The organism is Erythrobacter sp. Dej080120_24 (genome assembly GCF_036322605.1).
Classification (GTDB): domain Bacteria; phylum Pseudomonadota; class Alphaproteobacteria; order Sphingomonadales; family Sphingomonadaceae; genus Erythrobacter; species Erythrobacter aurantius.
On sequence record NZ_AP027262.1, the window covers coordinates 2,001,087 to 2,025,406 of the forward strand.

20 protein-coding genes, 2 tRNA genes and 1 other RNA gene are annotated in these 24,320 nt (G+C 61.7%); 17 read left to right on the forward strand and 6 right to left on the reverse strand.

The genetic code is table 11. The annotated features are described in order from the left end of the window. Positions 1-243: 243 nt before the first annotated feature. From AABA34_RS09545 to AABA34_RS09565, 5 genes are all read left to right on the forward strand, one after another. Positions 244-3,468, forward strand: a complete 3,225-nt coding sequence (locus tag AABA34_RS09545; RefSeq protein WP_338302426.1) for a TonB-dependent receptor — start codon at positions 244-246, stop codon at positions 3,466-3,468. 270 nt (positions 3,469-3,738) lie between these two features. Continuing rightward, on the forward strand, positions 3,739-4,797 hold the full coding sequence (locus tag AABA34_RS09550; protein WP_034953816.1) for a LacI family DNA-binding transcriptional regulator: 1,059 nt from the start codon (positions 3,739-3,741) through the stop codon (positions 4,795-4,797). Between the two features lie 8 nt (positions 4,798-4,805). Further along, positions 4,806-6,005, forward strand: a complete 1,200-nt coding sequence (locus AABA34_RS09555) for an MFS transporter (RefSeq protein ID WP_338302427.1) — start codon at positions 4,806-4,808, stop codon at positions 6,003-6,005. A gap of 99 nt (positions 6,006-6,104) precedes the next feature. After that, the gene (locus AABA34_RS09560; RefSeq protein WP_338302429.1) at positions 6,105-8,501 is read left to right on the forward strand and encodes a glycoside hydrolase family 3 protein; all 2,397 of its coding nucleotides are present in this window, start codon (positions 6,105-6,107) and stop codon (positions 8,499-8,501) included. Positions 8,502-8,638: 137 nt separating this feature from the next. After that, positions 8,639-10,222 (forward strand): sodium:solute symporter family transporter, encoded by a 1,584-nt coding sequence (locus tag AABA34_RS09565; protein ID WP_338302430.1) that lies wholly within the window; start codon positions 8,639-8,641, stop codon positions 10,220-10,222. Between the two features lie 57 nt (positions 10,223-10,279). Here AABA34_RS09565 and AABA34_RS09570 read toward each other — a convergent pair. Continuing rightward, positions 10,280-10,356 (reverse strand) — tRNA-Pro (locus AABA34_RS09570). A 109-nt stretch (positions 10,357-10,465) separates the two neighbouring features. Here AABA34_RS09570 and thyA point away from each other — a divergent pair. From thyA to AABA34_RS09595, 5 genes are all read left to right on the forward strand, one after another. Further along, positions 10,466-11,401 carry a thymidylate synthase gene (gene thyA / locus AABA34_RS09575; protein ID WP_338302431.1) on the forward strand — a complete coding sequence of 312 codons (936 nt, stop codon included), beginning with the start codon at positions 10,466-10,468 and terminating at the stop codon, positions 11,399-11,401. A gap of 73 nt (positions 11,402-11,474) precedes the next feature. Next, a complete protein-coding gene (locus AABA34_RS09580) occupies positions 11,475-12,791 on the forward strand; it encodes a 3-methyl-2-oxobutanoate dehydrogenase (2-methylpropanoyl-transferring) subunit alpha (RefSeq protein WP_338302432.1) in 1,317 nt (438 codons plus the stop codon). Then, on the forward strand, positions 12,788-13,846 hold the full coding sequence (locus AABA34_RS09585) for an alpha-ketoacid dehydrogenase subunit beta (RefSeq protein WP_338302433.1): 1,059 nt from the start codon (positions 12,788-12,790) through the stop codon (positions 13,844-13,846). Before AABA34_RS09580 ends, AABA34_RS09585 begins: the two co-directional genes overlap by 4 nt. Positions 13,847-13,852: 6 nt before the next feature. Next, positions 13,853-15,121 (forward strand): dihydrolipoamide acetyltransferase family protein, encoded by a 1,269-nt coding sequence (locus tag AABA34_RS09590; RefSeq protein WP_338302434.1) that lies wholly within the window; start codon positions 13,853-13,855, stop codon positions 15,119-15,121. Positions 15,122-15,209: 88 nt separating this feature from the next. Then, positions 15,210-15,286, forward strand: a tRNA-Asp gene (locus AABA34_RS09595). Between the two features lie 37 nt (positions 15,287-15,323). On the opposite strand, the gene AABA34_RS09600 is transcribed toward AABA34_RS09595, so the two are convergent. The 5 genes from AABA34_RS09600 to AABA34_RS09615 all read right to left on the reverse strand — a co-directional run bounded on the left by AABA34_RS09600 (position 15,324) and on the right by AABA34_RS09615 (position 17,284). Further along, positions 15,324-15,578 carry a DUF2842 domain-containing protein gene (locus AABA34_RS09600; RefSeq protein ID WP_338302435.1) on the reverse strand — a complete coding sequence of 85 codons (255 nt, stop codon included), beginning with the start codon at positions 15,576-15,578 and terminating at the stop codon, positions 15,324-15,326. Positions 15,579-15,591: 13 nt separating this feature from the next. Further along, a complete protein-coding gene (locus tag AABA34_RS09605; protein ID WP_338302436.1) occupies positions 15,592-16,173 on the reverse strand; it encodes a 5-formyltetrahydrofolate cyclo-ligase in 582 nt (193 codons plus the stop codon). Positions 16,174-16,307: 134 nt separating this feature from the next. Further along, positions 16,308-16,476: non-coding RNA, 6S RNA (gene ssrS, locus AABA34_RS16430), on the reverse strand. Positions 16,477-16,487: 11 nt separating this feature from the next. After that, a complete protein-coding gene (zapA, locus tag AABA34_RS09610) occupies positions 16,488-17,066 on the reverse strand; it encodes a cell division protein ZapA (protein WP_338302437.1) in 579 nt (192 codons plus the stop codon). After that, the gene (locus AABA34_RS09615) at positions 17,063-17,284 is read right to left on the reverse strand and encodes a hypothetical protein (protein ID WP_034953837.1); all 222 of its coding nucleotides are present in this window, start codon (positions 17,282-17,284) and stop codon (positions 17,063-17,065) included. Before AABA34_RS09615 ends, zapA begins: the two co-directional genes overlap by 4 nt. A 234-nt stretch (positions 17,285-17,518) precedes the next feature. Between AABA34_RS09615 and tkt the strand changes: the two genes are divergently transcribed. The 7 genes from tkt (at position 17,519) to AABA34_RS09650 (ending at position 24,314) form a co-directional block, all read left to right on the forward strand. After that, positions 17,519-19,525, forward strand: a complete 2,007-nt coding sequence (gene tkt / locus AABA34_RS09620) for a transketolase (protein ID WP_338304724.1) — start codon at positions 17,519-17,521, stop codon at positions 19,523-19,525. 15 nt (positions 19,526-19,540) lie between these two features. Then, entirely contained in the window at positions 19,541-20,548 is a 1,008-nt protein-coding gene (gene gap, locus AABA34_RS09625; protein WP_034953839.1) for a type I glyceraldehyde-3-phosphate dehydrogenase, read from the forward strand. 24 nt (positions 20,549-20,572) lie between these two features. Then, positions 20,573-21,772, forward strand: a complete 1,200-nt coding sequence (locus AABA34_RS09630; protein ID WP_338302438.1) for a phosphoglycerate kinase — start codon at positions 20,573-20,575, stop codon at positions 21,770-21,772. Then, on the forward strand, positions 21,773-22,201 hold the full coding sequence (locus AABA34_RS09635; protein ID WP_338302439.1) for a nuclear transport factor 2 family protein: 429 nt from the start codon (positions 21,773-21,775) through the stop codon (positions 22,199-22,201). Positions 22,202-22,227: 26 nt separating this feature from the next. Then, entirely contained in the window at positions 22,228-22,869 is a 642-nt protein-coding gene (locus tag AABA34_RS09640) for a TIGR02466 family protein (protein ID WP_338302440.1), read from the forward strand. A 10-nt stretch (positions 22,870-22,879) separates the two neighbouring features. After that, the gene (locus tag AABA34_RS09645; RefSeq protein ID WP_034953845.1) at positions 22,880-23,335 is read left to right on the forward strand and encodes a PaaI family thioesterase; all 456 of its coding nucleotides are present in this window, start codon (positions 22,880-22,882) and stop codon (positions 23,333-23,335) included. Between the two features lie 88 nt (positions 23,336-23,423). Continuing rightward, entirely contained in the window at positions 23,424-24,314 is an 891-nt protein-coding gene (locus AABA34_RS09650; protein ID WP_034953846.1) for a fructose bisphosphate aldolase, read from the forward strand. Positions 24,315-24,320: the final 6 nt, after the last annotated feature.

Here is a 24,320-nt window from a genome sequence, read left to right on the forward strand (position 1 = left end):
CTTTAACAGCCCCCGCGCATCCTCTCCACCCGCGCCTCTGTGACTTGTATGCCACAATGCAATGTGAACCTAATATTGCAAGTCTTGAGAACGCTCACAAATGTTGCTACCAGACTTCCAACACGGACGGCAAGAACGCCGCCAGGGGATCTTGGGAGGGGAATTCAATCCATGAATACCAGTCGTACTGCGCCTTCGCGGCGTCTTTTTGCACTCACCACCGCTTCGGGTTTGGCGATGTCCATGGCAATCGCCGGTCCTGCCTATGCGCAGGATGCAGACGAAGGTGAGGACGTCACCGAAGTTGCTGAGGCCAGCAATGAGATCGTCGTCAGCGGTTTCCGCGCCTCGCTGGAAAACGCCCAGAACATCAAGCGTGACGCAGACACCTTCGTCGATGCGGTGACCGCAGAGGACATCGGCGCACTGCCTGACCGTTCGGTTGCCGAAACGCTGCAGCGTATCCCCGGCGTCAACATCGGCCGTTTCGAAAAGACTTCCGACCCTGACCGTTTCTCGGTCGAAGGCACCGGCGTCATCATCCGTGGTCTGCCGTTTGTCCGTTCCGAACTGAATGGTCGTGACATCTTCTCGGCTTCCAACGGTGTTGTCCTCAGCTTCAACGACGTTTCGCCCGAACTGCTCGGCCGCGTCGAAGTGTTCAAGAACGTCACGGCTGACATGGTCGACGGCGGCATCGCCGGTACCGTCAATCTCGTCACTCGCAAGCCGCTCGACAATCGCGGCACCCGCCTGTCGGGCACGATCGAAGCCAACGTTGGTGACCTCGCTGAAGAAACCTCGCCGGGCTTCTCGGTTCTCGGTTCGACCACCTTCGAAAATGAAGGCGGTTCGATCGGTCTCCAGTTTGGCTATGCCCGTTCGGAACTGATCAGCCGCACCGATGCGTCGCAGCTGACTGACCCTTGCTATCGCGCAGACACTCTGGACGGTCCGTGCTTCCGCACGACTTCGGTGAGCTCGGGCGGCGTCGGAGATCCCACCGGCTTCGATTCGTCGAACTTCCCACCTCCGGGCACAGTCATTGCGCCGAAGGGTGCGGGTGTCCGCACGACCGGACTCGAGCGTGATCGTGAAGCGTTCAACGCTGTCGTCCAGTACGAAAGCCCGAACCGCGATTTCCTCGTCACCTTTGAATGGCTGCGTTCGGAAACGAGCTTCGCCACTGACGAAGCTGCGCTGCTCGCGCTCGTCAATGATGATGCGCTGTTCCCGGTCCCGGCTGCTGGCACGACCTGGGAATTCGACGAAAACGGCATTTTCCAGCGCGGCATTCTCAGCCAGCGCATCGGCGATGCCTACGCCAACCCGTTCGGTCGCGGCGGTATTCCGCTCGAATCGCTGCGTTTCCAGCGTGATACGCTTGCAACCACGCAAGATTTCTCGATCGACATTGATTGGGAAGTCACCGATCGCTTCCGCGTAAACTTCGAAGCGCAGCGGATCGAATCCGACCTGCGTCAGGACTCGATCATCGGCGTGATGAGCAGCTGGGCGAACATTGCCATTGATGCTTCCGGCGAGACTCCGCAGGTCGAATTCCTCGCGCCTCCGGGGGCTCCGAGCGATTACTTCACCAGCGGCCAGAACACCTATTACTGGTTCCTGCTCGACTCGCTCGCCCGCAACGAAGGTCAACTGGAAAGCGCGCGCTTCGATGCCGAATACGACATCAGCGACACCGGCTTCTTCAAGAGCGCCCGCTTCGGTGCTCGCTGGGCCGAGCGTGACCGGATCACCCGTGACACCAATTTCAGCACCTGGGGCAACCTTTCGGCTCCTTGGGCTGGCCGTGCAGGCTGCGCTCCGTGGAACGCGGGTCCGGGCTGTGCTGCTACCGGCGGTTTCCAGCCGGGTCGTTTCTTCACCGGCCTTCCGGGTCAGGAATTTGCGATCGCAGGCGGTGCCTATGTTGATGAATTCCCTGGCTTCTCGAACTTCCGGTCACCCTTCGCAGACGGGTTCCAGCGCGGCAATGCGCCGACCCCGATCGCGGGCGGTGGCGCGTTCTTCTACGGCGGCGATGACTTCCTGGGTGAATACCTCTCGGGCGAAACCGCCAATCAGGCGCGCGAGCTGAACATCTTCTCACAAACACCGAACCCGTTCTTCGGCGTTCAGGGTCGTTTCTTCACCGATATCGCCGGCAACACCACGGCTTGCGATCCGTTCTGCCCGCCTGAAGTTTCGGATGTCACCGAAGTCACCAAGGCAGCCTATGCCCGCATCGACTACGGCACGGATTTCGACAATGGCTGGAACCTCGAAGGCAACTTCGGCGTACGTTTCGTCGAAACCAAGGTTCGCACCGGCGGTCTGATCGGTTTCCCGAGCCCGTTCGGCTTTGATGACCCCAGCGTCACCAACGGTCAGGGCAACGGTAACGGTATTGTCGAAGTGTCGGAGCTTAACGCTTCCTGCGGTCGTACGCCTCCGGGGCAGACCCTGCCGGGCTTCTGCGGCCTGTCGGATGCCCGCAAGGCGGAATTCGCTGCGGCCTTCACCGGCGATCTGGTGCTTGATGATCGCGCGATCACCTTCGATCACTGGCTGCCCAGCTTCAACGCACGGCTTGATGTCGGCGGCGGGCTGCTGTTCCGTGCTGCCGTTTCGAAGGGCATTTCGCGGCCTGACTTGCAGCTCTTCCGTTCAGGGGGTGCAATCGGTGACAACACCAACGACCTGCGCGCCGAAGGCACGCTGGAAACCGGTCCGTTGTTCCAGCTCTTCACCGGCAACCGCAACATCCGCCCGGTTGAATCCTGGAACTACGATCTCTCGGTCGAATGGTATTTCGACGATGTCGGCTCGATCACGGTCTCTGGCTTCCTCAAGGACATTCAGGGGATCGTGAACTCGGGTGTCGATACGGTCGATTTCATCGCGCCGAGCGGCAATCTGGTTGTCCCGGTCGAAGTCAACGGCCCAGTCAATGCCAATGGCGGCACGCTCAAGGGCGTCGAAATCGGCTATCAGCAGACTTACGACTTCCTGCCTTCGCCGCTTGACGGCCTCGGGTTCGCGGGGACTTACACCTACATTGATGGTGGTCAATTCTCGAACTCCGATCTGGCGGGCAACACCAGCCTGTTCGCTTCATCGCAGCCGCTTGCCGGGATTTCCGAGCACACGGTCAACGCCACGGTCTTCTATGAAAAGGGACCGCTGTCGATGCGCGCAGCCTACAACTGGCGTTCGGACTTCCTGATCACTCCGCGCGACGACATCTTCCCGTTCTCGCCGATCTGGCAGGAATCGACCGGTCAGCTTGACGCGTCGATCTTCTTCTCGGTCACCGATTACCTGAAGCTGGGCGTGCAGGGCGTGAACCTGCTCGACGAAGTGACCGTGACGAGCCAGGTCGTCGACTTTGACGGAACCCGGATCACACGTTCGGCCTTCCGCAACGACCGGCGCTACACCTTCCTTGCGCGCTTCGACTTCTAAGGGGATCAGTCGAAGCCGTCCGAGCAATCGGGCCCAGTAACTGGGTAGGGTGCAAAGGGGAATCTTGCTTGAGGGGGCAAGATTCCCCTTTCTTGGTTGCCAACCCGATGGCACGACGCCATCGGCTGTGGCACAAATCGATATCCCAAAACGAAGCGGGTGATTGCCTGCATCGGCCTTTGCCAATAATCGGGATATCGGGATAAGGGGGGAGCTGGTTTGCGCTGAAGGGACGCAGTGCAACCGGTCTGAATTGACGGCGAACGGGACATGGCACGGGGTCGAAACAAATCGGTGACAATCCGCGATGTGGCGGAAGATGCAGGGGTTTCGCTGCAAACTGTCAGCCGCGTCATCAATGACGGGCCGAATGTCCGTCCGCAGATGCGCGACAAGGTGCAGGCATCAATTGATCGCCTGGGCTATGTGCCATCGCTTGCCGCCCAGCGGATGAGCGGATCGCGATCCTACATCATCCTCGCCATCAACGATCGCGAACGAACGCTGGCCGACTGGCGCGAGAGGCAGGGCACCGACTGGGTCGACCAGATGCTGCTCGGCGGGATCCTGACCTGTTCGAAGCATGGCTATCGCATGATGGTCGAACTGGTCGACACGCATATGGACCATGTCGAGCGCGAGCTGGACGGCACGATTTCGGCGCTTCAGCCTGATGGGGTGATCCTGACCCCGCCTCACTCGGAAAACCGCCTGATCACCGATCTGCTGGAGCGGCGGGGAATTCCTTTCGCCCGGATCGGGTCGACCGAGGATGGGCCGGGCATTCCGTTGACCATGGGCGATGAGGAAGCCGCCCATCAGGCCACGTCGCGCCTTATCGAGCTTGGCCATCGCACCATCGGCATCATTGCCGGTCCACGCGATTACAGCCTCAGCGGATGGCGTGTCGATGGTTGGCGGCGGGCTATGGAAGAGCATGGCTTGAACGCTGACGGGCTGAGCGAGCGCGGAGATTTTGGTTATGAGTCCGGGACAAAGGCGGCCCGTGCGCTGCTTGATCGTAATCCCGGCATTACCGCGATCATCGGCAGCAACGACCAGATGACACTGGCTGCGCTTGAAGTGGCGCGCGACCGGGGGATGCATGTCCCGCGCGATCTTTCGATCATCTCGTTCGACAACACGCCGATCATCCGTTTTTCGCAGCCGCCGTTGACGGCAATCGATCAGCCGATCGCAAAGACAGTTTCGGCAGCGGTGGAAAAACTCATCACGCTAAAGGATAAGCCATACAAGGGCGGTGTGATTGATGTTCCTGCTAGCCTCGTCGAACGGGCTTCGATCGGTCCGGCGCCAAAGGCTGACTGAGCGCGGGGTTGCAGGCAATCGACAGTCCCGAAAATCGCCAGCCGATCTGGTACCTTGCCCTCTTCGCTTTGGCCGCGGGGGGAGGAGCAATTGCCTATGTGCCGTTCCTGACGGTCCTGTTACCGCTCAAGATCACTGCTCTGATGGGGACGGCGGACGTGCCCGCTCTTGCGCGGGTGACGTTCTTCGGTGCGCTTGTCGCCAGCCTCGCCAACATCGCCTTCGGCATCTTGAGCGACAGGACAAGAACACGCGCTCCGTGGATCCTGCTGGGGCTAGCCAGTTCCAGCGCGCTGCTGATCGCTATTGGACACGCCAGCAGCCTTACCGAACTGGTGATCCTTGTCATGCTTTGGCAGGTGGGGCTCAACATGATGTTGGCTCCGTTGCTGGCGCTGGCGGGGGATTGCTTTCCGGACAGTCAAAAAGGCGTGCTGGGTGGCGCATTGGCACTGGCGCCTGCGATGGGCGCTGTTGCTGGATCGCTGGTGACTTCCGAACACGTAGTCGATCCGCAGAACCGGTTGCTCACCGTCATTCTGCTGGTGACGCTTTGCGTGCTGCCCGCGGCGCTCGCGGCAAGAAAAAGGGTGCGTCCGGAACTGATGGAGGAGGCGCCCCCAACACAAGAGGATACAAGGATCGTCAAGGATCGTGCCACCTTTGCCCGGATGTGGGCTGCGCGTTTCCTTGTGCAGATCGCCGAAGCGGGCCTGTTCGCCTTTCTTTTGTTCTGGCTGCGCTCGCTGGCAGAGGATTTTCACGAAAACACCGCCGCCAACATCTTCAGCATGGTGCTGATCATATCGGTTCCGCTCGCGCTGTTGCTGGGCCGCTGGTCGGACCGGCGCGAACGCCCGATCATTCCGCTGGCGATCTGTGCTCTTGTGATCACCACGGGGTTGGTTCTGATGGCATTTGCGCGCGAACTGGATGTTGCGATTGCGGGATATGTGGTGTTTTCAATCGCCGCATCGGTGTTCCTTTCGCTGCACACCGCGCAGACCTTGCGCGTTTTGCCGCAGCCAAGGCACCGTGGGCGTGATCTCGGCGTATTCAATCTCACCAATACGCTGCCATCGATTGTGATGCCCTGGTTCACCCTGACTCTGGTGCCGGGCTTTGGATTCACAGGACTTTTCCTGCTTTTTGCGCTGTTGGCCGGGATCGCCGGAGCGCTGCTTTTCACCATTCCTGTGCGCCGCTGACACCGCAAAGCTTGCATTCAAAGGCGCGATTTGTAGTATATTGATAACGTTCTCATTTGGGATAAGAGAGCAAAGGTCTTTGGGAGGGACTCTCTGAAAATGCGTAGTAAAGCACGTCTGGTGCTCGCCAGCGCCGTCATGGCGCTTGCCGTTTCCGGTTGCAGCGAAGGAAGCCTGCAATCGGCCAGTTCAACACCTGTGGCTGTGGCCGCTTCCACCTCTGTTGAAGCTGACAGCGAAGCCCGCATCGCGGATATCGTTTCGCGCATGAGCCTGGAGCGCAAGATTGCCCAGCTTATCCAGCCGCAGATCAATTCCGTCACGCCGGAGGAAATGCGCAAGTATCGCTGGGGCAGCTATCTCAACGGCGGCAACGGCGGCCCCTATGGCGACGAATTTGCGCCTGCTTCCGAATGGCTGCGGCTTGCGGACGAGATGTGGGACGCATCGACCGCGCCTCTGCCCAATGGCGAGCCGATCATTCCGACCATGTGGGGCACAGACGCGGTGCACGGTCACACGAATGTGATGAATGCGACGATCTTCCCGCACAATATCGGGCTGGGTGCCACCCGCGATCCCGATATCGTGCGCCAGATTGGCGCGGCAACTGCGGTTGAGATCGAGGTTACCGGCATCGACTGGAACTTCTCCCCCACTGTGGCTGTCGCGCGCGACGATCGCTGGGGCCGGACCTACGAAAGCTATAGCGAAGACCCGGTGCTGACCGGACAAATGGGCGCGGCGCTGATCGAAGGGTTGCAGGGCAAGCCGGGTGACGCAGACTTCCTCGCACAAGGCCGCGTGATCGCGACGGCCAAGCACTTCTTTGCCGATGGCGGAACCGATCAGGGTGTCGATCAGGGCGATGTGAACGGCGATATCGAAGAGCTGATGGCGATCCATGCGGTGCCGTATCCGATGGCGATTGCCGCCGGGGTCGAAACGATCATGGCCAGCTTCAACTCGATCAACGGCATCAAGATGCACGGCAATCGCGACCTGTTGACGGATGTGCTGCGCGGCGAAATGGGCTTTGACGGGCTGGTCGTGGGTGACTGGAACGCGCACGGGCAGATTGCCGGGTGCACCGTTTCGGATTGCCCGCAGTCGCTGCTGGCGGGCCTCGACATCTACATGGTGCCCGATGATGCGGTGGCGCTCTATGAATCGCTTCTGGCACAGGTGCGCGACGGCACCATTCCCGAAGCGCGCGTGGACGAAGCTGTCACCCGCATCCTGCGCGTGAAGATGCGCGCCGGGCTGCTCGGCCCTGATGCGCAAAAGCCATCTGCACGCCCCAACGCTGGCGAGTATGAAAAGCTGGGTCAGGCATCGCACCGAGCGATTGCACGCGAAGCGGTCGCCAAGTCGCAGGTGATCCTCAAGAACGAAGGCGTGCTGCCGATCAAATCGGGCGCGAACATCCTTGTCGCAGGCGAAGCGGCAGACAGCATCGCGCAGGCTGCCGGGGGCTGGACGCTGACCTGGCAGGGCGGGCGCGAACTCACCAATGATTACTTCCCCGGCGCGACATCGATCTGGGCCGGTATCGAAGAGGCTGCTGTTGAAAGCGGCGGTTCGGCGACACTTTCGGTGGATGGTTCTTTCGAACAGCGTCCCGATGTCGCCATCGTCGTGTTCGGTGAACAACCCTATGCCGAATTTGCCGGTGACCGCAAAAACATGGTTTTCGGCGACGAAGAAGGGCTCGAACTGCTGCGCAAGTTCAAGGCGCAAGGCATTCCGACTGTCTCTGTCTTCCTTTCGGGCCGCCCGCTTTGGATGAACCGCGAACTGAACGCTTCCGACGCGTTTGTTGCCTCGTGGCTTCCGGGCAGTGAGGGCGCGGGTGTGGCCGATGTGCTGTTCGGCGCCGTTCCCGCCACGGGCAAGCTGTCTTTCAGCTGGCCGGCAAGCTGCGAAGGAATGCCGCTTAACGGCCCCGACGGCGCGTTGTTCGCTATGGGATACGGCCGCGCTCTTGATGATCACAGCGCGCTTGGCAGGTTGAGCGAGGATTGCGGTTTCCTGAGCCTTTCCGCCGGTTCGGAATGGTATGCCAACGGGCGTCTGGCTGCTGGCGTTTCGGCTATGGCCGGAGGCAGCGACCTGCCCAATCTGCGCGGCCAGGGCGATGGCATCGTCGCCCGCGGGATCGACAAGGATCGCCAGGAAGACGCACGCAGCATCACCTTCGGACCGGGCGGCAGCTTGACGCTGAACGGATCGGGCGAGGGCGCGTTCGTTATCAGCTACAACCTGCCTCAGGCTCCTGCGGGCCAGGTGACGATTTCCAGCGGCGGCGAACCGGTTTCGGTCAGCCCGCAACTGACAATCGCTGCGGGCAAGGGCTGGCGCGAAATGGTGCTGACGCAGGCGTGTCTGGGTTCGCTGGGCGACAGCCTGACGATCGCGACAGACGCTCCGCTGGAACTGTCGGTGGTTGAGATTTCGCGCCGCGAACTGCCCGCCGGCACGCAATGTTCGTTTTGAACGGAACAGTTTGAATGATGATGGCGCATAAGTCGGCGGGGTCTCATTGGAGCCGCCGGCTTGTGTGCTAGTCATTTGAAATCGGGGGAATACGACGCGAGGGCAAACAATCTCGCGCGAGGAGAGGGGATCGGCCGATGACGCTGGAGACAATAGATATCATAATTATCGCGGGCTACGCGCTCGCGCTGCTGGGGATCGCGCTGTTCGTCAGTCGTGAACCGGCAGGTCATGACAAGAATACCGAGGACTACTTCCTCGCCGGACGGGCGCTGCCGTGGTGGGCGATTGGCGCTTCGCTTATCGCGTCGAACATTTCCGCGGAACAGATCATCGGCCAGTCGGGGCAAGGGTTTGCCGTCGGGGTCGCGATTGCGGCTTATGAATGGCAGGCGGCCATCGTCCTGATCATCGTTGCCAAATACTTCCTGCCGATCTTCCTGAAACGCAAGATCTACACCATGCCGCAGTTCCTGATGCAGCGGTATGGTGACGGGGTGAAGAACCTCATGAGCGTGTTCTGGGTCGCGCTTTACACTGCGGTAAACCTTACCACGGTGCTGTGGCTGGGCGGGCTTGCCGTGCAGTCGCTGACGGGGTGGGGCGTCATGTCGTCGATGATGGCGCTGGCCGCGTTTGCCGCGCTCTATTCGATCTATGGCGGTCTGAAGGCCGTGGCGCTGACCGACATCATTCAGGTCGTGATCCTGATCCTTGGCGGTCTGGCGATCACCTGGTTCGCGCTTGACGCGCTGCCGGCGGACGGTGCGGTGGCGGGCTTTGGCTATCTGCTGCAGGAAATGCCGGGCCACTTCGAGATGATCCTTGAACCCGATCATCCGGCCTATTCGGACCTTCCGGGGATCTGGACGCTGCTGGGCGGTCTGTGGGTGCTGCACTTCAGCTATTGGGGCTTCAACCAGTACATCATTCAGCGCGCGCTGGGTGCCGAGAATCTGGGCGAAGCGCAAAAGGGTCTCGCCTTTGCCGCCTTCCTGAAGATCCTGGTGCCGTTCATCGTGGTGGTGCCGGGGATCGCGGCGGTGATCCTTGCGCAGCAGGGCGTGCTTGACGGAGCGGCTCTGGCTGAGAAATCGGACCGCACCTATGGCGAACTGATGGCGTTCGCTCCTGCCGGTCTGCGGGGCCTCGTGTTCGCGGCTCTGATCGCGGCGGTGGTTTCGTCGCTGGCGTCGATGATGAACTCGATCTCGACGATCTTCACCATGGACCTGTACAAGGCGGCCAAGCCTGACAAGCCCGAACAGCATTACGTGACGGTGGGCCGCATCGCCGCCTTCACCGCCATGGCAATCGCGCTGGTTCTGGCCCGTCCGTTTATCGGCGGGTTCGAAAGCGGGTTCCAGACGGTGCAGGAATACACCGGCTTCATCGCTCCGGGTATCGTCGTGGTGTTTCTGCTTGGCTTTTTTGACAAGCGTGCGAATGCCGCTGGCGCCTTCACCGCGCTGCTCGGATCGCTGGCGGTCAACGTGCTGCTGAAATTCGGTATGCCCGATGTACCGTTCATCATCCGCATCTGGGGCGTCTTTGTGCTGGCCCTGATCGCAGCGATGGTGGTGTCGCGCATGACGACGGCTCCTGAAGAGGAACGCACCGTCAAGCTGAGCGACATCGGTTTTGCGACCAGCACGCTGTTCAATACGCTGGCCGCAATGACTGTCGCCACACTGATCGGGCTTTACGTCTGGCTGTGGTGATCGGCTGACTTGAATCAAAAGGGCCGCGGGTGGATAACCACTCGCGGCCCTTTTTGCTGGTCGGGGAGAGAGGATTCGAACCTCCGGCCCCTGCCTCCCGAAGACAGTGCTCTACCAGGCTGAGCTACTCCCCGACCCAATCGATTCCACGCAGATTCGCACCACGCGGATCGAGGCAAGGCGGGCGCTATAGGTGTGGATAGCGCGGGTGGCAAGCATGCATTTGCACCCTATAAACTTCGCATGCCTACGCCCGCGAATCCGCACCCCGAACAGCAATATCTCGATCTCATGCGCCAGATATGGACCGGCGGCAGCGAACGCGTCGATCGCACCGGTGTGGGCACCCGTTCGATTGCCGGGGCGATGCTGCGGTTTGACCTTGCCGGCGGGGCGATGCCGCTGCTGACGACGAAGCGCGTCTACTGGAAAACCGCCACGCGCGAGATGCTGTGGTTCCTCACCGGCGAAACCAATATCCGCCCGCTTGTGCTGCAGGGGGTGAAAATATGGAACGAATGGCCCCACGCGAAATATGTGCGCGAAACGGGCGATGCGATCAGCCTTGACGATTTCGTGCAGCGGATTGCCGATGACGAAACTTTCGCCGCGCGCTGGGGCGATCTGGGGCCGGTCTATGGCAAGCAATGGGTCGACTGGCCGACATTTCGCTATCGCAAGGACGGGCTGTACGAAAAGGGGCCGGGCATCAATCAGGTCGCCGAAGTGGTCGAGAGCCTGCGCACCAATCCCGGCAGCCGCCGCCACATCATCGAAGGCTGGAACGTCGCCGAACTGGACCGGATGGCGCTGCCGCCGTGCCACAAGACCTATCAGTTCCACGTCGCCGGAAATCGCCTGAACTGCATGCTCTATCAGCGCAGCTGCGATGTCGCGCTGGGACTGCCGTTCAACCTGTGGTCTGCCGCGCTGCTCACCCGGATGATGGCGCAGCAAACGGGGCATGAGCCGGGCGAACTGGTGTGGATGGGGGGCGATGTGCACCTCTATCTCAACCACGCCCATCTGATCGACGAACAGCTGACTCGCGCGCCGCAGGGGTTGCCCACTCTGGAAATCACGCGAAAGCCCGAAACAATTTTCGATTACCAAATCGAGGATTTCGTGGTGCATGATTACGCGCCGCTGCCCCCGATCAAGGCTCCTGTTGCGGTGTGATTGCGCGTCCTTGACCGCTCCACATCGGCTGACATAGGCGAGTGTCCAAGAGCACTCTTGGGAGAGCAAGCCTATGGCCGATCCGGCCTCCACAACACCCCCGTCCGGCGACAATCGCCCCGCGCTTGCGCTGCACGTGCCGGAGCCGCGTTCGCGTCCCGGCGACCCGGTCGATTTCTCCGATGTCGACATTGGCGAAGCAGGTGCGCAGCCGCGCCCTGACGAAGGCGCCAAACCTGATGAGATGAAGGATCTCGCCTATGGCCTGATCCGCGTTCTGGGCGAAGACGACAATGCGCACGGCCCCTGGGACCCGAAGCTTGATCCTGAAACCTTGCGCACCATGCTGGGCCACATGGCTCTGGTGCGCGCGTTTGACGAACGCATGTTCCGCGGCCAGCGGCAGGGCAAGACCAGTTTCTACATGAAGTGCACCGGCGAAGAGGCGACCAGCGTTGCCGCGTCGATGGCGCTGGCCAGCGACGACATGGTGTTCCCGTCCTATCGTCAGCAGGGCATCCTGATCGCGCGCGGTTACCCGCTGATCGAAATGATCAACCAGATCTATTCGAACAAGGGCGACAAGCTGAAAGGCCGCCAGCTGCCGATCATGTATTCGAGTCGTGAGCACAGCTTCTTCAGCATTTCGGGCAACCTTGCGACCCAAACGCCGCAGGCCGTGGGCTGGGCGATGGCGAGCGCGATCAAGGGCGACAGCCGCATTGCTGCGACATGGGTGGGTGAGGGCTCCACGGCGGAAGGCGATTTCCATTCCGCCTGCACCTTTGCGACCGTCTACAACGCGCCGGTGATCCTCAATGTGATCAACAACCAGTGGGCGATTTCGAGCTTTTCCGGTTTTGCCGGGGCCGAACGCACCACCTTTGCCGCCCGCGCTTTGGGTTACGGCCTCGCGGGGCTGCGCGTCGACGGCAATGATGCGCTGGCCTGTTATGCCGCGCAGGCATGGGCAGCGAACCGCGCCCGCGCCAACAAGGGTCCGACGCTGATCGAATACTTCACCTATCGCGCGGAAGGGCACTCCACCTCCGACGATCCGAGTGGCTACCGCAGCGCGCAGGAGCGTGAGGAATGGCCGCTGGGCGATCCGATCATGCGCCTGAAAAAGCACCTGATCGCCATCGGCGAATGGGACGAGGAGCGCCACGCGGCGATGGACCTTGAATGCGCTGAACGGGTCAAGGCTACCACCAAGGAAGCCGAAAAGAACGGCATTCTGGGCCACGGCCTGCACCATCCGTTCCACACCATGTTCGAAGACGTGTTCGAGGAATTGCCCTGGCACCTCAAGGAACAGGCGCAGCAGGCCACGCGTGAACGCCAGATCAAATGGCCTGATCACCACCCGATGGACGAGGCTGGCAAATGAGCGCCGAAGCAAACACACAGGCGGCCGTCGAAGCCACCGCCGAACGCCGCATCAACATGATCGAGGCGATCAACGAAGCGCTCGACATCATGCTCACCCGCGATCCCGACGTGATCGTGATGGGTGAGGATGTCGGCTATTTCGGCGGCGTGTTCCGCTGCACTGCGGGCCTTCAGGAAAAGCACGGGAAGACCCGCGTGTTCGACACGCCGATTTCCGAATGCGGCATCATCGGCGTCGCGGTGGGGATGGGGGCCTATGGCCTGCGCCCGGTGCCGGAAATCCAGTTCGCCGATTACATCTATCCCGGCCTGGACCAGCTGATTTCCGAAGCTGCGCGCCTGCGTTATCGCTCGGCCACCGAATATATCGCGCCGATGACGGTTCGTTCGCCCTTTGGCGGGGGCATTTTCGGCGGGCAGACGCACTCGCAATCGCCGGAATCGATCTTCACCCATGTCTCGGGCCTGAAAACGGTGATCCCGTCCACGCCCTATGACGCCAAGGGGCTGCTGATCAGCTGTATCGAAGACAATGATCCGGTGATCTTCTTCGAACCCAAGCGGATCTATAACGGGCCGTTTTCGGGCTATTACGACAAGCCGGTGGAGCCGTGGAAGAAGCATGATGCCAGCATTGTGCCCGAAGGATACTACAAGATCCCGCTCGGCAAGGCGCGCACCGTTCGCGAGGGCGAGGCGCTGACGATCCTGGCCTATGGCACGATGGTGCATGTCGCCGAAAGCGTGTGCCGCGAGAAGGGTGTCGACGCCGAAATCCTCGACCTGCGCACGCTGGTTCCGCTCGATATTGAAGCTATCGAGGCTTCGGTGAAAAAGACCGGGCGCTGCCTGATCGTGCATGAGGCGACCCGCACCAGCGGATTTGGCGCGGAACTTTCAGCACTGGTGACGGAACGTTGCTTCTACCATCTCGAAGCCCCGGTCGAACGCGTCACCGGCTTCGACACACCCTATCCCCACAGCCTCGAATGGGCCTATTTCCCCGGCCCTGTCCGCATCGGCGAGGCCATCGACAAGATCCTCAAGGACTAAAGCGCAATGGCGAAGTTCACTTTCAACATGCCCGATGTGGGCGAAGGCGTGGCCGAGGCGGAGATCGTCGAATGGCACGTCAAGGTCGGTGACACGGTTTCCGAAGACCAGCATCTGGTCGACGTGATGACCGACAAGGCGACGATCGACATCGAAAGCCCGGTGGACGGCAAGGTGCTGGAAATCGCGGGCGAGGTTGGCGATGTGATCGCTGTCGGCTCGATGCTGCTTGTGATCGAAGTGGAAGGTGCGGTCGAAGCAGAAGCGCCTTCCAAGATCGAGGAAAAGGCTGAGGAAGCTGCGCCTGAGCCCACTCCCGCTCCTGCACCGCAACCCACGCCTGAACCCGAACCTGCGCCGGCTCCGCAACCCGAGCCCCCGCCGGCTCCCAGCGAACCGGCAGCAAAGGTCTTGGCGAGCCCCGCCGTGCGCCAGCGCGCCCGCGATCTGGGTATCGACCTTGCCGAAGTGAAACCGGCCGAGGACGGGCGCGTGCGCCACGGCGATCTCGACCAGTTCCTCGCCTACAATTCGGGCGGCGGCTTCAACCCCGCAGGCCGGACGCGCGAAGACGAGGTGATCAAGGTCATCGGCCTTCGCAAGCGAATCGCCCAGAACATGAGCGCGGCCAAGCGTCACATTCCGCACTTCACCTATGTCGAGGAATGCGATGTCACCGCGCTGGAAGCGATGCGCGCCGATCTCAACAGCGCACGCGGTTCAAAGCCGAAGCTCACGATGCTGCCGCTGCTGATCACCGCGTTCTGCAAGCTGATCCCGCAATATCCGATGATCAACGCCCGCTATGATGACGAGGCGAATGTCGTCACCCGTCACGGCAGCGTGCACCTCGGCATGGCGACCCAGACTGACAACGGTCTGATGGTTCCTGTCATCCGCGATGCGCAGGCGAAGAACCTGTGGCAGCTTGCCAATGAGATCGGCCGCCTTGCCAATGCCGCGCGCGATGGTTCTGCCAAGTCGGAAGAGCTTTCGGGTTCGACACTTACGGTGACTTCGCTTGGCCCGCTGGGCGGGGTGGCGACTACCCCCGTGATCAACCGGCCCGAGGTTGCCATCATCGGTCCGAATCGCATTATCGAGCGTCCGATGTTCGTGCCTGACGGCATGGGCGGCGAGCGAATCGAGAAGCGCAAGCTGATGAACATCTCGATCAGTTGCGATCACCGCGTGGTCGACGGATACGACGCGGCCAGCTTCATTCAGGACGTCAAAAAGCTGATCGAGACGCCGGTGCTTTTGCTGTCGGAATAAAGTTCAATTTTTCGCGCAACGGGCCGTTGACACGTCTGACACTCGGCCCTATTTGCGCGTCTCCCAAGAGGCGCTGACGCGTAATTGCGCGGGTGTAGCTCAGTTGGTTAGAGTATCGGCCTGTCACGCCGAGGGTCGCGGGTTCAAGTCCCGTCACTCGCGCCACTTGGGACCTTTTCCTTCTTTTTGAAAGAAAGACGCCTCAGGCGTCACCCCGCTTTTCGGGGTCCGGTTCTTGGGGCGCGCTCCAGTGTCCGGTTTCCATCCAGATCAGGAACCGCTTGAGCGGCAACAGCCAGACGAGGCCGAGGAAGACGTAGATGATGGTCTGCGCCCACCCCGGCCAGTACCGCAGTATGTCAGCCAGATAGACCGCGATCAGCACACCGTAGATCATGAGGCCGATGAACAGGCTGATGATTCCCACGGGGATTCGCCAGGTCGGGGTTTCACGCATCAGTCGAATTCTCTCAGTTCATTCCGTAAAGCCGGGTCGGGGTCACCACTGCATCGAGCGGGATATCATGCGGCTCGACCGGCAGATGCTCAGCCAGCTGCACATCCCACGCAAGGCCAATCGCTATCCGGCCCGGATGTTCCGCCAGCCAGCGATCATAATGGCCGCCGCCCTGGCCCAGCCGATCACAATCCTCGCTAAAGCCCACTAGTGGTACGAAGATCACGTCCGGGATCACTTCCGGCGCGTCGCCTACAGGCTGACGGATCGCGAAGGGGCCGGTTTCTAGATCGCTTTGCCCGTGCGGATCGGTGTGCTGGTGAAACTGCATAGGCGCATCGGCAGCGTTGAAACGGGGAAGGGCAATGGTGTGCCCCGCTTCCTGGAAAAAGCGGGCGTATCCGGCTGTGGGTGCTTCGTCGGGCGTCGCTGAATAGAGGCCGATCACCGCTTCGTCCCCGATCTTCGCCAGCAGCGGTGCCGGGGGGCGGTGAAACAGGAGCGCACGGATCGATTGCGGCTGCGCGGCCACGTGTTCGCGCCGCGCCTTGCGCAGGTGTTTGCGGAGGTCGCTCTTGTCAGGCGTCAGGTCCATGGAATGTTTCGTTACGCTCGCAATGACGAATTTGAAACGGCCCGCCAGGGCCGCTAGGCCACGCGGCCGCCCCACAGCGAAGCAGCGCGTCAAGCGAGAACGAAGGCACGGATGCGCCTTCGCAAAACGAAAATGACGGGACCACCATGGGTCGTTGCCGGGAAATCCTCTGACGCCGAAAACGTCAGGTGGGCGCCGTGTACCCAAGCCGCCGGGATGAACCCGTCAACTCAGGCAGGGACAGCTCCCTTGGATTGCTTATAGCCTCAGGGATATTCTGTGGCTCGTGCCGGGCAGCCCCGCCAATCCTTCACTTAGGCTGCTGGCGCGCTTCCTTCAAGCGCGCTCGCAGCGGATTCGGCACGGAGCGCCAGCGTTTCGAGCTTTTCCGCCAATGCCTCGGCCAAAGCGGCATCCTCTGCCGGACCGCCGAACAGATCGTGCTGGTGGCGCGAACGTTCCTGCAATTCGGCAAGATCGGCCTTCAGCTTCATGTTTTCCTTGCGGGCGGCTTCTTCCGCTTTGCGCAAGGTTTCGATCTCAACCCGCAATTCGGCCTTGCGCGAACCGGACTTGTCGCGATCTGCCTCGCTGTCCTGCTGCGCTTTCTTCACAGCGTTCTCGGCATCGTCGCGGGCCTGCTGCAACTGTTGGCGCAGTTCGGCGACTTCGACCTTGGCATCGCGCGCGGCGGCGCGGGCTTCGTCCAATTCGTCCGCCATGAACAGTGCGGCAAAAACGAGGTTCTGCGCTTCGAGAGCGGCACGGGAAGTGCCGAGCTTGGCGTATTGCGCGTCGATCATCGCACCCAGTTGCGCGACCCGTTCTTCTTCGCCGGGGCCGCAGGCGATGGAATAGGTTTGCGGGCCGATCTTGATCCTGACCTGGCTCACTGTTCGAGTTCCTCGATCAGGGCATCAAGTTCGCCAATCGTATCAGCCACTTCTTCGCGCAATCTTTCATGCGCGTTGACCAGTTCCATGACGCGCGACGATCCGGGAGAGGCGGGAGCTTCGCCCTTGCTCGCCTCTATCCGGGCGCGCGCGGCATCGATCCGCTCCATCGCGGAGCCGATGCGGGCCATCGCCTGATCGATCCGGGTCGCACTCATGGCGCCAGAAATACCAATATTGACCGCCTTCGCAAAGCCTTGGGCACTCCTGTTGATAACTGGTCTGCAAACAGCCGCTGCTGTTGCCCTTCGGGAAAGGGTACGGGGTGAGTGTTGACCTCGGGGAAGCGCTCGGCAATGGCACTTTGCGACAGCCTCGGCAGTACGAATCGAGGGCGCGGAACATTCCGTGCAGTCGCATAAAGGCGCATTGAAAGGCGCCAGCAGGAGGAAATTCGCGCCATGACGATCGACCCAGCCCGCCTCCAGCCGATGGCAAACGCCATTCGCGCTCTTTCGATGGACGCGGTTCAGGCGGCAAATTCGGGCCATCCGGGCATGCCGATGGGTATGGCGGACGTCGCCAGCGTCCTGTTCTCGCGGCATCTGAAGTTCGATCCGGCGCGCCCTGACTGGGCCGATCGCGACCGCTTCGTACTGTCGGCCGGGCACGGTTCGATGCTGATCTACAGCCTGCTGCACCTGACCGGCTATGCTCATCCGACAATGGACGAAATCCGCAACTTCCGCCAGATCGGCAGCCCGTGTGCGGGGCACCCGGAAAACTTCCTGCTCGAAGGCGTCGAATGCACCACCGGGCCGCTGGGTCAGGGGCTGGCCATGGCGGTCGGCATGGCTATGGCAGAGCGGCACCTCAACGCGGTGTTCGGAGACGATCTGGTCGATCACCGCACCTGGGTGATCGCGGGCGACGGGTGCTTGATGGAAGGCATCAACCACGAAGCCATCGGCCTCGCCGGGCATCTCAAGCTCGGCCGGATGATCGTGCTGTGGGATGACAACAACATCACCATTGACGGTACCGCCGACCTTTCCACCAGCGAGAACATCAAGGCCCGGTACGAAGCGACCGGTTGGCATGTCGTTGCCTGCGACGGTCATGACTTTGCCGCTATCGACCGCGCTCTGGAAGAGGCGAAGAACGATCCGCGCCCGTCGCTGGTCGCTTGCAAGACCGTGATCGGCAAGGGCGCGCCCAACAAGCAAGGCACCAGCGCAACCCACGGCGCTCCGCTGGGTGCGGACGAGATTGCTGCGGCCCGTATCGAGCTTGGCTGGGAACCGGCACCGTTCGAAGTGCCTGCCGAAATCCTCGCCGACTGGCGCGCCACGGGCGAGGCCGGAGCGGCCGAGCACGGTGCATGGGAACAGCGCCTCGCAACATCCCCGCACAAGGCGAAATTCGAAGCACAGATGGCCGGCGTTGCCGATCATGCCTCCGCCGCGATGGAAGGGCACATCCGCGCGCTGGCAGCCGATCCGCAGAAGGTCGCGACCCGCAAGGCAAGCGAAATGGCGCTCGGCCCGCTGACGGAGACGCTGCCGCATCTGATCGGAGGGTCTGCCGACCTGACCGGCTCCAACAACACCAAGACCAAATCGACCCTGCCGATGAGCGCGGACGATTATTCGGGCCGCTATGTCTATTATGGCATCCGCGAATTCGGCATGGCCGCCGCGATGAACGGCATGGCGCTGCATGGCGGAGTGGTGCCGTATGGCGGCACCTTCCTGATCTTCAGCGATTACTGCCGCAACGCGATCCGCCTGTCGGCGCTGCAAAAGGTCGGCGTGGTTTATGTCATGACGCATGACAGCATCGGCCTTGGCGAAGACGGGCCGACGCACCAGCCGGTTGAGCATGTCATGAGCCTGCGGCTGATCCCCAATCTCAACACCTATCGTCCGTGCGACGCGATCGAGACGGCGGAATGCTGGGCGCTGGCGCTTTCCACGCCGGAAACGCCTTCGGTGCTTGCGTTGTCGCGTCAGAACCTGCCGCAGCTGCGCGGTGCGTGCGAAAGTGAATGGACTGCTGAGACGAATGCCTGCGCAAAGGGCGGCTATCGTCTGCGTTCGGCACAAAACGCGCGCAAGGTGGTGCTGGTCGCTTCGGGCAGCGAAGTCGCGCTGGCGATGGAATGCGCCGATCAGCTCGAAGCGGCGGGCGTGGGCGCCGATGTCGTCTCGATGCCTTGCACCGAACTGTTCGATGCGCAGAGCGATGCGTACAAGGCGGACATTCTGCCCGACGATGCGCTGATCGTGTCGATCGAGGCGGGCTCGACGCTGGGTTGGGAACGCTACACCGGCAGGGGCGGGCTCAACATCGGGATCGACAGCTTTGGCGCATCGGCCCCGGCAGACGATCTGTTTGCCCATTACGGTTTCACGGCGGACCAGATTGTCCCCAAAATCCAGAACAAACTGAACAACTAAGCAGGAGTTTTTCTTATGGCCACGAAGGTTGCCATCAACGGTTTCGGTCGCATCGGTCGTCTTGTCGCTCGGGCGATCCTTGAGCGGGATGATCACGATCTCGATCTGGTTTCTATCAACGATCTGGCGGATGCGAAGTCCAACGCGCTGCTGTTCGCGCATGACAGCGTGCATGGCCGCTTCAACGGCGAAGTCACCGCCGGCGCGGACAGCATCACAGTCAACGGCAAGACCATTGCTGTCACGGCAGAGCGCGATCCAGGCAAGCTGCCGCACGCGGCACAGGGCGTCGACATCGTGCTGGAATGCACCGGCTTCTTCCAGTCGGACGAAGCCGCCCGTCCGCACATCGCAGCGGGTGCAAAACGGGTGCTGATCTCGGCCCCGGCAACGGGCGTTTCGAAGACGATCGTTTACGGCGTCAACCACGACACGTTGACTGCGGAAGACGATATCGTCTCCAACGCCAGCTGCACCACCAACTGCCTCGCTCCGATTGCCAAGGTGCTGAACGACACTGTGGGCATCACGCGGGGTTTCATGACGACGATCCACAGCTACACCAACGATCAGCGCATGCTTGACCAGATCCACAAGGATTTGCGGCGCGCCCGTGCCGGTGCGGCCAACATGATCCCGACCACCACCGGCGCCGCCCGCGCTGTCGGCCTGGTGCTGCCCGAACTCAACGGCAAGCTGGATGGCTCGTCGGTACGCGTGCCGACCCCGAATGTGTCGCTGGTTGACCTGACCTTCGTTCCGGGCCGTGACACGACCAAGGAAGAACTCAACGCCGCATTGAAGGCCGCAGCCGAAGGCCCGATGAAGGGCGTGCTCGATTACACCGATCAGCCGCTCGTCAGCAGCGATTTCAACCATTACCCGGCCAGCTCGACCGTGGACAGCCTCGAAACCAGCGTGATGGAAGGCAAGCTTGCCCGTGTCGTCAGCTGGTACGACAACGAATGGGGCTTCTCCAACCGCATGATCGACACCGCCGGAGTGATGGCGAAGTTCCTCTAATCCAAGGCACCGGAAGGGCGCGACATGGCCGCATTCAAGACGCTGGACGATTTGGGTGACGTGACCGGGAAGGTCGCGCTCGTCCGGGTCGATCTCAACCTGCCGATGAAGGATGGTTCGGCAACCGATCTGACCCGCGTCGAAGCGGTCAAGCCAACCATCCTCGAACTGAGCGAGAAGGGCGCGAAAGTGCTGCTGCTCGCCCATTTCGGGCGGCCCAAGGGGATGCGCAGCTCGATCCTGTCGACCAGCATGGTGGTGGGTGATGTCGAAGCGGTGCTGGGGCGTGAACTGATGTTCATTCCCGAAGTCGCCGGGCCGGTTGTCGCCCAGTCGATCGGCATCCTGCGCGATGGCGATATCGGCCTGCTCGACAACACCCGCTTCTGGCCGGGCGAGGAAGCCAACGATCCCGAATTCGCCAAGGCGATTGCGGCGAACGGCGATTTCTACGTCAATGACGCGTTTTCCGCCGCGCACCGCGCCCATGCGACGACAGAGGGGCTGGCGCACCTGCTGCCCGCCTATGCCGGACGCGCAATGGAAGCGGAGCTGAAGGCGCTCGACGCCGCGCTCGGCAATCCCGAGGCGCCGGTTGCGGCGGTTGTCGGCGGGGCCAAGGTTTCAACCAAGCTGGCCGTGCTCGAAAACCTTGTCGGACGGGTGCAGCATCTGATCATCGGCGGCGGCATGGCCAACACCTTCCTCGCCGCGCGTGGAGTGAATGTCGGCAAGTCGCTGTGCGAGCATGACCTGACAGACACCGCATCGCGGATCATGGACGAAGCGGACCACGCCGGATGCACCGTGCATCTGCCCTATGATGTGGTGGTAGCAAAGGAATTTGCCGCCAATCCGGCCTCCTTGCGCACCTGCAACGTGCACGAAGTCGCCGAGGACGAGATGATCCTCGACATCGGGCCGCAGGCGACCGAGGCGCTGGCCGACGTGCTCAAGACTTGCCGTACGCTGGTGTGGAACGGCCCGCTGGGCGCGTTCGAGACGGAACCGTTCGACGCTGCCACCGTGGCGCTGGCACGCCATGCCGCCGCATTGACGCAGGAAGGATCGCTGATCAGCGTTGCGGGCGGCGGGGATACCGTCGCCGCGCTCGCCCAGGCGGGTGTGACGGGCGATGTCACCTATGTCTCGACCGCTGGCGGGGCTTTCCTCGAATGGATGGAAGGCAAGGTGCTGCCCGGCGTTGCCGCGCTGCAAGCGTAAATGGCCGAACTGGAACCCGAATTCGAGGTTCTAGAAACGCGCATCATGCGCGCGTGGATGAACCGCGACCTGCGCGAGATAAAGGCGCTGATTTCGGGCGATTGCCTGTTCATGTTCGGCACCACGCCGCCCGCGCTGCTTGACCGTGCGAGCCTGATCGCCGGGATTCAAAGCGATCTGGCGCTGGACGGATTCCGCTTCCACGAAATGACCGCGCGTCGATACGGGCGCGGTGTGTGGTTCACCGCCCATGTCGAGCTCGAACTGAAGGTCAAAGGTCAGGACTGGACCGGGGCCTTTCTGCTCACCGACCTGTGGCGCAAGGGATCCGTGCGGCGCAAATGGAAGCTGGCCGAACGCAGCCTTGCCCCTTTGCGCGGTGACGGCAGCATGTTCCACGCCATCCGTGCGCTGCAATTGTGGCGTTGAAAAGGGCGGACCGATAGGAGCGCCATATGTCTGAAACCCGCCAACTGTTCGCAACCCCCTTCATCATCGATCGCCTGCAAAGCGCGGAAGGGATCAGGGTGTTGCGCGATACCATCCTTGCGGAAAAGAGCCGGGATCAGGCCGGGGTGCAGATATCGAACATTGGCGGATGGCATTCTAACACGCAGATGATCGATTGGGGCGGCGAAGCGGCGCGCGCGCTGGCCTTCAAGGCGATGACGCTGGCTGACGAAGCGACAATCGATGCGGGCAGCCCGCAGCAAAGCCGCTATGGCTGGGTGCCGGAAATGTGGGCGAATGTCAGCGGCAAGACCAACGCCAATTTCCATCACACCCATCCGGGCAGCTTCTGGTCGGCGGTTGCCTATATCGATGACGGTTATGAAGGGTCGGATGATCCGGCGCTGGGTGGGGAACTGCAATTGCTCGATCCGCGCATGCCGATGGTGCGAATGACCGCGCCCGACTTGCGCTTGAAGGATGCCGGGGGCTCCCCGCAGAACAACGAGCCGATGTTGCGGCCTCAGACCGGCATGATCGTGATGTTCCCAAGCTGGCTGCAACACGCCGTGCGTCCTTTCCACGGCAGCGGCACGCGCATTTCCATCGCGATCAACCTGCTGGCGGCGCGCAAGCAGGGGCAGTGAGACAAGGCCTATGACTGAGACAAAGACCGAATACGGCTATGGCAATGCCGTCCAATGCACCGAGGGCGAATTCGCTGGCTGGTACCACTGGAACCATGATCCTTACGAAACCCGTTCCGGCCCGTTCTTCATGCGGCGCGAGGACGACGGGAGCTATGTCTGCGCCTTCCGCGCCGCCGATCAGCACATGAATGGCGCGGGTTTCATGCATGGTGGATGCCTGCTGACCTTTGCCGATTTCGCGCTGTTCGCCATCGCCACCGATGCCTTGCAGGGCGACAGCGCGGTGACGATGAACCTTTCGGGCGATTTTCTCGGTTCGGCCCCTCCCGGTGCATTGATGGAAGCGCGCGGCGAAGTCACGCGGGGCGGGGGAAAGACCATTTTCGTGCGCGGCCTGATTACCGCCGACGGAGAGCCCGCTTTGAGCTTTACGGGCATAATTCGCCGCTTGCGGAAGGGCTGATTATCGGCGCAGTTGCAGCATCTGCAACCGCTGGCTAAAGCCCGCCACAGTTCGACCCTCAGGACAACAGGAAAGGCGCCCTCACGCCATGAATACCCAAGACATGATGGCCCGGATTGCCACCGGGCAAGGCTTTATCGCTGCGCTCGATCAATCGGGCGGTTCCACGCCAAAAGCTCTGCGCGGATATGGCGTCGAGGACAGCGAATGGTCCGGTGATGACGAGATGTTCGCACAGATCCACGCGATGCGCGCGCGCGTCATCACTTCGCCCTGTTTCGGCAGCGGCAAGGTGATCGGCGCGATCCTGTTCGAAAAGACCATGGATGGCGAAGTCGACGGCATGCCCACTGCGGATGCGCTAAAAGCACGTGGTATCGTCCCCTTCATCAAGGTCGATCAGGGCCTGGCGGACGAAGCCGACGGCGTGCAGCTGATGAAGCCGATGGACAAGCTTCCCGCGCTGCTCGAAAAATCGGTGGCCAAGGGGATGTTCGGCACGAAGATGCGTTCGGTCATCAAATCCGCGAACCCCGCAGGCATCGCCGCCGTGGTGGCGCAGCAGTTCGAAGTCGGCAACCAGATCGCCGATGCGGGCCTCGTCCCCATGCTTGAGCCGGAATACGACATCCACGCCGCTGACCGGGCCGAGGGTGAAGACATCCTGCTGGCCGAGATCATGAAGGGCCTCGACGCGCTGCCCGAAGGGCGCAAGGTCATGCTGAAGCTCTCGATCCCGGTGAAGGCCGGGCATTACACCCCCGCAATCAACCATCCCAATGTGGTGCGCGTGGTGGCGCTTTCGGGCGGTTATTCGACGGATGACGCCTGTGACCTGCTGGCGAAGAATCCGGGCATGATCGCCAGCTTCAGCCGCGGTTTGCTGCAGGATCTGCGCAAAGGCCAGTCGGACGAGGAATTCGACGGCACGCTGTCAAAGGCGATCGACCAGATCGCTGCAGCCAGCTGCGCGGGCTAATCACCC

Bases quoted from the DNA above. Each gene is read 5' to 3' on its own strand.
- AABA34_RS09545 (WP_338302426.1), top strand. From the start codon at position 244: ATGGCAATCGCCGGTCCTGCCTATGCGCAGGATGCAGACGAAGGTGAG.
- AABA34_RS09550 (WP_034953816.1), top strand. From the start codon at position 3,739: ATGGCACGGGGTCGAAACAAATCGGTGACAATCCGCGATGTGGCGGAA.
- AABA34_RS09560 (WP_338302429.1), top strand. From the start codon at position 6,105: ATGCGTAGTAAAGCACGTCTGGTGCTCGCCAGCGCCGTCATGGCGCTT.
- AABA34_RS09565 (WP_338302430.1), top strand. From the start codon at position 8,639: ATGACGCTGGAGACAATAGATATCATAATTATCGCGGGCTACGCGCTC.
- thyA (WP_338302431.1), top strand. From the start codon at position 10,466: ATGCCTACGCCCGCGAATCCGCACCCCGAACAGCAATATCTCGATCTC.
- AABA34_RS09580 (WP_338302432.1), top strand. From the start codon at position 11,475: ATGGCCGATCCGGCCTCCACAACACCCCCGTCCGGCGACAATCGCCCC.
- AABA34_RS09585 (WP_338302433.1), top strand. From the start codon at position 12,788: ATGAGCGCCGAAGCAAACACACAGGCGGCCGTCGAAGCCACCGCCGAA.
- AABA34_RS09590 (WP_338302434.1), top strand. From the start codon at position 13,853: ATGGCGAAGTTCACTTTCAACATGCCCGATGTGGGCGAAGGCGTGGCC.
- AABA34_RS09600 (WP_338302435.1), bottom strand. From the start codon at position 15,578: ATGCGTGAAACCCCGACCTGGCGAATCCCCGTGGGAATCATCAGCCTG.
- AABA34_RS09605 (WP_338302436.1), bottom strand. From the start codon at position 16,173: ATGGACCTGACGCCTGACAAGAGCGACCTCCGCAAACACCTGCGCAAG.
- AABA34_RS09615 (WP_034953837.1), bottom strand. From the start codon at position 17,284: ATGAGTGCGACCCGGATCGATCAGGCGATGGCCCGCATCGGCTCCGCG.
- gap (WP_034953839.1), top strand. From the start codon at position 19,541: ATGGCCACGAAGGTTGCCATCAACGGTTTCGGTCGCATCGGTCGTCTT.
- AABA34_RS09630 (WP_338302438.1), top strand. From the start codon at position 20,573: ATGGCCGCATTCAAGACGCTGGACGATTTGGGTGACGTGACCGGGAAG.
- AABA34_RS09635 (WP_338302439.1), top strand. From the start codon at position 21,773: ATGGCCGAACTGGAACCCGAATTCGAGGTTCTAGAAACGCGCATCATG.
- AABA34_RS09640 (WP_338302440.1), top strand. From the start codon at position 22,228: ATGTCTGAAACCCGCCAACTGTTCGCAACCCCCTTCATCATCGATCGC.
- AABA34_RS09645 (WP_034953845.1), top strand. From the start codon at position 22,880: ATGACTGAGACAAAGACCGAATACGGCTATGGCAATGCCGTCCAATGC.
- AABA34_RS09650 (WP_034953846.1), top strand. From the start codon at position 23,424: ATGAATACCCAAGACATGATGGCCCGGATTGCCACCGGGCAAGGCTTT.